At 42.2% G+C, this 7,282-nt stretch carries 6 protein-coding genes; all 6 read left to right on the forward strand.

Features of this window, described 5'->3' with window-relative positions:
* Window positions 1-116: 116 nt before the first annotated feature.
* Window positions 117-1,028 (forward strand): carbamate kinase, encoded by a 912-nt coding sequence (gene arcC, locus C9I89_RS08665; RefSeq protein ID WP_107282941.1) that lies wholly within the window; start codon window positions 117-119, stop codon window positions 1,026-1,028.
* A 74-nt stretch (window positions 1,029-1,102) separates the two neighbouring features.
* Complete coding sequence (argF, locus tag C9I89_RS08670) at window positions 1,103-2,107, forward strand: ornithine carbamoyltransferase (RefSeq protein WP_107282942.1); 1,005 nt, start codon at window positions 1,103-1,105, stop codon at window positions 2,105-2,107.
* Window positions 2,108-2,696: 589 nt separating this feature from the next.
* Window positions 2,697-3,053 carry a MerR family transcriptional regulator gene (locus C9I89_RS08675; protein ID WP_107282943.1) on the forward strand — a complete coding sequence of 119 codons (357 nt, stop codon included), beginning with the start codon at window positions 2,697-2,699 and terminating at the stop codon, window positions 3,051-3,053.
* Window positions 3,054-3,112: 59 nt separating this feature from the next.
* Window positions 3,113-3,493: a carboxymuconolactone decarboxylase family protein gene (locus tag C9I89_RS08680; protein ID WP_107282944.1), complete on the forward strand. Its 381-nt coding sequence runs from the start codon at window positions 3,113-3,115 to the stop codon at window positions 3,491-3,493.
* Window positions 3,494-4,295: 802 nt separating this feature from the next.
* Window positions 4,296-5,504, forward strand: a complete 1,209-nt coding sequence (locus C9I89_RS08685; protein ID WP_211315228.1) for an EAL and HDOD domain-containing protein — start codon at window positions 4,296-4,298, stop codon at window positions 5,502-5,504.
* 241 nt (window positions 5,505-5,745) lie between these two features.
* Entirely contained in the window at window positions 5,746-7,095 is a 1,350-nt protein-coding gene (locus C9I89_RS08690) for a sensor domain-containing diguanylate cyclase (protein ID WP_245905442.1), read from the forward strand.
* The last annotated feature ends 187 nt before the right edge of the window (window positions 7,096-7,282 follow it).

Raw genomic sequence — 7,282 nt, forward strand, 5'->3', positions numbered from 1 at the left:
AGCAACTAGCCCAAAACCACAATGCTGTCGCATGACAGCGTTGATTTCACGTTCGCACCATCAGGCATAACCCTGATATAAATCAGTATTAATGAACCGAAAATAAGGTGAACACGATGAGCAAGCAAACGGTTGTTGTCGCATTAGGCGGTAATGCTATGTTGCGTCGTGGCGAACCACTCGAAGCCGACATCCAGCGCCGTAACATCGCCAAGGCTGCCAAAGCCATTGCTGAGTTCGGCAAAGAATATAATGTGGTTCTTGTTCACGGTAATGGCCCGCAAGTGGGCCTGCTGGCCCTGCAGGGGCTGGCCTATAAAGAAGTTGGGCCGTACCCGTTAGATGTTCTAGGCTCAGAAACCCAGGGCATGATCGGCTATATGCTGATGCAGGAGCTTAAGAATTTATTACCGGATCAACATATTTCCTGCATGTTAACCCAAATGAGTGTCAACCCGGACGACCCTGCCTTTGCCAACCCTAGCAAGCCTATTGGGCCGGTTTATGATGATTTCGAAGCCCATGAACTGGCAAAAAAACACCACTGGACAGTAAAGCCTGACGGCCAATACTTCCGCCGTGTAGTGCCTAGTCCGAAGCCAACAGGCATTATTGAAAATGATGCCATCAATGCCCTGATAGACCGTGAACATCTTGTCATCTGTACCGGAGGTGGAGGCATTCCGGTTAAATACATAAATGGCAAACTAGTAGGGGTGGAAGCGGTAATTGATAAAGATATGTCAGCAGCCTTCTTGGCAAAGCAACTCAAAGCCGATGCCTTGCTGATCCTGACCGATACAAATGCGGTCTATCTGGATTGGGGGACACCAAACCAGAGAGCACTGCGCAGAACCACGCCCGCTGAGCTTGCCCAGTATGATTTTGATGTCGGCTCTATGGGGCCCAAAATCGAAGCCTCCTGCGACTTCATCAATCAAGGCGGTAAGCTGGTAGGTATCGGCGCGCTTGAAGATGGCCTACACATTCTAAAGGGTGAAGCCGGCACAAATATTAACGCAGAATAACGACAACTGTTCACTGAATCGCTACTCAGGCCATTAATGCCTGGTAGGTTAGCGAGATTTAAGAGGATAACCCAATGGCTTTCAACCTTCGCAATCGTAATTTCCTAAAACTATTAGATTTTACCCCTCGTGAAATTCAGCATCTCCTCGAGTTGTCTGCAGAGCTGAAAAAAGCGAAATACTCTGGTTACGAGCAGCCACGGCTGACAGGCAAAAATATTGCTTTGATTTTTGAAAAATCGTCAACACGGACTCGCTGTGCATTTGAAGTGGCCGCCTACGATCAGGGTGCAAAAGTTTCTTACCTGGGGCCATCAGGATCACAAATTGGTCATAAAGAATCAATGAAAGATACGGCTCGTGTATTGGGCCGTATGTATGATGGCATCGAGTATCGTGGGTTTGGCCAGGAAATCGTTGAAGAGTTAGGAGCATACGCTGGTGTACCAGTGTGGAATGGCCTGACCGACGAATTCCACCCGACTCAAATATTGGCCGACTTCCTGACGATGCAAGAACATAGTCGTGGTAAGCCGCTACATAAAACTACATTTGCTTATTTAGGTGATGCACGAAACAACATGGGTAACTCCTTGATGGTTGGTGCTGCGAAAATGGGGATGGACATTCGCCTTGTTGCCCCCAAAACATTTTGGCCAGAGGCCGATCTGGTAGCACAATGCCAAGACATTGCGAAACACACGGGGGCAAAAATCACGTTAACGGATAAGGTAAAAGAAGGAGTAAAAGGCTGTGACTTCCTATACACCGACGTCTGGGTCTCCATGGGAGAATCAAAAGATGCATGGGATGAGCGCGTAAAACTCATGACCCCCTATCAAATTAACATGGATATCATCAAGGCAACGGGCAACCCTCATGTGAAATTCATGCACTGCTTGCCAGCATTCCACAACGATGAAACCACGGTGGGGGCAGAAGTTGCGGAAAAATACAACATGAAAGGCCTGGAAGTGACAGAAGACGTATTTGAATCTGAATATTCAATTGTTTTTGATGAGGCAGAAAACCGCATGCATACTATCAAAGCAATTATGGTCGCAACGTTGGGTGACTAATTGGTCTGATTTAGCGCGGTTTTAAACCAGGGAAATATCCGGGAGGTTGTTTCCCCTATCAATCTTCTGACCGATGTGGCCAAAACCAAATTTCGGGTAACAGCCTCCTCCAGCCTTTTGATCAGAAGGCTGATTTTGAGATGCCTAGGGTAACCTAAATGGACAAGATCCCTAGGCATCACGGTGCGAAAATAGTAAACACCACAGGTTTCTTTGAGCAAGTACATATGTCGGTTTTGTCGCAGGACTATCAAACCCGGCAATGCCGGCACTGGCCGCTAGTTAGAGCACTTTCATATAAAATAATACTGTATAAATACGGCTCTGTTGTACTTCTGTGTTGTATTGCTCTAACAAACATACGCACGTCCCTTTTCTTGTTAGTGCAATCATTCATAAGCTGTTAATCCGTTTACGATACATTTGCTAGTTGCTAGTGACCGATTCGCAATGCTTGGACACTCCCAGAGCGAGCGTTAGCAATATTTTTTCGTATTTAACCATGGTGCAATTAATCCTGCAGCCTAGATTTATCTCTGCTGCTAATGTAGCGTGCCTTATTAAACGAAACTCATATTGAAGGCGATAAATGAACATTAGAGAGATTTCAGGCTTGGTTGGTGTATCCGCTCATACACTTCGGTATTATGAAAAAATCGGATTACTTAAAGAGGTTCGTCGCAATTCCAGTGGACACCGGTTTTATACCTCCAGGGATTTGGAGTGGGTAAAATTTATAGTTAGGCTGAAAGAGACAGGGATGCAACTTGAAAAAATTACAGCGTATGCAGATTTACGAGAGTTGGGAGATAGCACTTTACAGCAACGTCAGAAGCTTCTCGAAGAACACCGTATTAGACTAAATTCAGTGATTGAATCTCAGTTAAACCACCTCAAAGCTTTGGATCAAAAAATCACCTACTACAAAGAAAAAATATCTTCTTGACTTAGAGTTAACTCTAACTAGTAGTCTTCTGTAACCGATTGATACAGGAGATTTATTACATGGGTAACACAAGATATGAAATTGGGTTTGAGCAATTGTCTCAAATTGATGGTGAGGCTGGGCATAAGGTTATCGAAAGCCTTAAGGAAGTCTGTCCTGATTTAGCCAAGTTCACAATAGAATATCCATTTGGTGATATCTATAGTCGTAGCGGACTTGATTTAAAGTCTCGTGAAATTACTACCGTCGCAGCGTTAACCGCTTTGGGAAACTGTCAGCCACAATTAAAGGTTCATTTACACGCGGCATTGAACGTTGGCTGTACTGAAGAGGAGATCAAAGAAGTGGTATTGCAAATGTCAGTATATGCAGGATTTCCAGCTGCATTGAATGGTATGTATGCTGTTAAAGATGTATTGGAAGAACGTCGAACCGGTTAGCTTCCGATTTTTCACTTGTAACAATAGCGAGTTTCAAAGCCCTCTCGCCTTGAAGATACCGCTGGTGATTTGCTTTACCTGAGGTACCTTCAAGCAAAAAACAGAGTCAAAAATCTAACAAACTTTTGCCCCTTTTCTTGTTTTAGTCATCACTCATTCATATCCGAGCAACGGGACTTTTCCTAAATTTCTCTAATATAAGAAGTGACCAAACCAATCACACATATTCCAACAAGCGATTAGTCATTTAGCTATGCTGATGTGATACTATTTGTTCACCAGAGAATGAATGTCCCTAATATTCTAGCGCGGGGGCGGCAACCGCCCGATAACTGAGCATGACACTGAACAAGGGTAAGTGCAAAGTTAACCAGTGAGATCTTATTCAGCCTTGCTAAATCCAATACCCACGCAAAATAGAGGGAAACAAATGTCTATTCATATTTTGATATATACATTTAATACTTATTCATAAAAACAATGCATCATATAGTATATAAACTGACTGCATTTGAGGTGTCGCTGAAGTTGAAAGGGACTATTGAGCAACCAGTTACGATCTAATGAGGTGGTGCCCCATATGTCGGCGTCACTTCCACCCATAGAGTACAAACTGAGCATGGTGGAATGCCATCTTTGTGCTCATGAAAGAGAGACGCACGGAAGTTAACCAATGCGATAGTCTCTATATTAATTAAATGGTGCAACTTCATAGTTCTCTTTAATAAATAATCTCAATATTTATAATTTCAAATATGTACTTTACAGTACTGAATTAGATTGTTTCAGGAATTAACAAAACATGTATTCATACGTTGCCAGGCAACCGATTCTAGATGCGAATAAAAACACGATTGGCTATGAACTGTTGTTTCGTGATGGCCCGAAAAATTCGTTTCCCGATATGGAAGCTGAGCATGCAACCAGCCGCCTGCTATCGGATCATTTTATGAATTCATGTTTCAATGCGACAGGGAACAAACTTGCTTTCGTCAACTTTCCATACAGCAGCATAATTAGGCTCATACCGACTTTACTCCCCAGAGATAAACTTATTGTCGAAATCCTAGAAGATTGCGAACCGACAGATGAACTGTTACAAGCGGTAGTGACCCTTTCTAAAAAAGGCTACAAACTGGCCCTCGATGATTTTATTCCCGACTCTCGCTGGAAGCATTTTCTGCCTTACATCAACATCATTAAGTTTGATATTCGAGTTGTCCCACTGGAAAAGGCAAAGGGTTTTATTAATCGTTGCCTCAGTTATAAGATCAAATTCTTAGCCGAAAAAGTAGAAACTTACGAAGAATTTCAGCAGGCAAAAGAAATTGGTTTTGATTACTTTCAAGGTTATTTCTTCAGTAGGCCAGAAATGCTACAACAACGGGTCATCGAACCATCGGAACTGGTCATTATGCAACTGTGTAAAGAGGTTTCGACTCCTGAACTGAACTATGCAGCGATAGAGAAATTGATAGTTAGCGATGTTTCTTTATCTTATAAACTTCTTATATATGTAAATGCATCATCTTCCATTACTAAAGCAATTACCTCCTTTAAACATGCACTGATTTATTTAGGGCAGGATAAGTTGCACCTATTTATCTATTTAATGACCGCGGCTCATGCCTGCCAACATAAACCTCAATCTTTATATGTTTTGTCTCTCCAACGAGCGCGAATTTGTGAACAGCTCGTTGCTAAAGGATCATTTAAAACAGAACCTAGCCAAGCTTTTATAATGGGACTCTTCTCTTTGTTGGGTTCTTTGCTTGATCAACCTCTGTCTCTGCTTCTAACCCATTTGCCTCTTAGTGACGAACTGAAATTGGCACTGAACGAAGGCAAAGGACAACTTGGTTATCTGCTAAGTGCAGTAAAAGCTTATGAGAAAGCTGATTGGGAAGAAGTCAATTACTATTGTAAAGTACTCGATATTTCAGAAGAACTCATCGCCAGTCAATATGCTGAGTCTGTCAAATGGAGCGATAATTTTACCATCGATAGTTGAGTAAATTAATCAAGAAACAGTGCCTTTTGCAGTCATAAAGTTATTTTGTTCAGGGTATTATTAATGCTGATCAATTTTTTATTGCAACTATTAAAGTAATAAAATCAAACTAACACAGATAGGTTGGCAACGTGTTATTGTGAATTTCATGTGATTACTTTGGTACTAATGCAACAGAATTAGATGTGTTAGACATGCAAATATATGTTGTGAGTAGTTATTAACTAAAAAACTGTCAAGTATGACGAAATTAATCATTCAAAAATATATCTCAGCCAAGTCAGTAATTTCTATCATCTCCTGGCTTTTCCTCACCATGGCAATTGCCGTGGTGGGCAGCTTGTACTATTTCCTAAGATCGTTAGATAGCCTTGCCGCGACAGAAATCAGTCAACGAATGAATTTGGCTCTCAAAATCGAAAATCAGCATAGACAAGAGCTGCTCGAAGAGTACTCATATTGGGATGAGGCTTACGAGAAGATTGTTGTAGAACATGATGCTCAATGGATTGAAAATAATTCGGGAGATTACCTTCTAGATAATAACGGCTTTGACTTTAGCATTGCTGTCGAACAGGGAGAGAAAGCGGCCTACTTGACAAAAAATGAAGATGCACAACGACTTAATTTTGACGAAATTATGGATCAAGGCCTCGCGGAGCTGATGAGTATGTCTGGAACATTAAGCACGGATACCCAAACGGTAAGCGGCTACTTGCTTCTTGATGAGAGTCTCTATTTTGTAGTAGGTGGCCCCTTCATTGATGAGGGAACAGGGACACCTAGAGCTGGCTCTTACTTGGCGCTAGGCACACGGATGGATTACGAGTACCAAAACATGCTCGCTACCAACTATCAGTTGTTTGAATTGAAGCTCGACTTGAGCATAAAAAATCAAGCTAATAGCATGACGTTGCGCTCCCCAATGGGTAATCAAATTGGTACCTTTTCATGGAAACCTTACTCACCTAGCAGGAATATTATCCCCGCTATAACCCTAGTCATTATTGCCTTCTTTCTGGTAACAACCCTTGTCACTCGACATATTCTACAAAAAGAACAAGCCAATAGAGCGACATATGAAAACAAACTCTATTTCGAAGCCACCAGAGACTCGCTCACGAAGATCAATAATCGAAGATACTTTATGGAAATAGGGTACAAAGAGTTCCATTTATACAAACTACTGGAGAGACTTTTCACCGTTGTTGTTCTCGATATTGACCATTTTAAGGAGATTAATGACAACTATGGACATCGAGTCGGTGATAAAGCGCTAGTGCACTTCACCAAGCTTTGCTGTCAAGAACTTAGAGAATCAGATATTTTCGGAAGAATCGGGGGAGAAGAATTTGCCATCGTTCTGCCTAATACCAGTATTAAGACTGCTGCTGAGGTGGCTAACCGCATCCGAACCTTGGTTATAGAAAACCCGTTGCATGTTGATAATAATACCATCCAGATAACGGTAAGTGCTGGCATAGCGGCGCTAAATAAACAAGCGCACTTTGAAGTATTGCTCGATCAAGCAGATAAAGCCCTGTACCAAGCGAAAGGGAGTGGACGAAATCGGGTCATGCTTTATAACTAATGGGTTTAGGGTAGTGAGAAGCCGATTTTCCCCACCTACAACTTGATGTTCTGATAACCAGTCCGGGATCATTAGACCATATATGGTCACCTCCCGGCTTGCAAGGCATCTGGTTCAATAAAAGGGACAGGTTGGCTTCCATATATCCGGCCTGTATATGAGATTATCATCTCTGGCCTTGATGAGA

Origin of the sequence: Photobacterium lipolyticum (assembly GCF_003026475.1) — a bacterium.
Taxonomy (GTDB): domain Bacteria; phylum Pseudomonadota; class Gammaproteobacteria; order Enterobacterales; family Vibrionaceae; genus Photobacterium; species Photobacterium lipolyticum.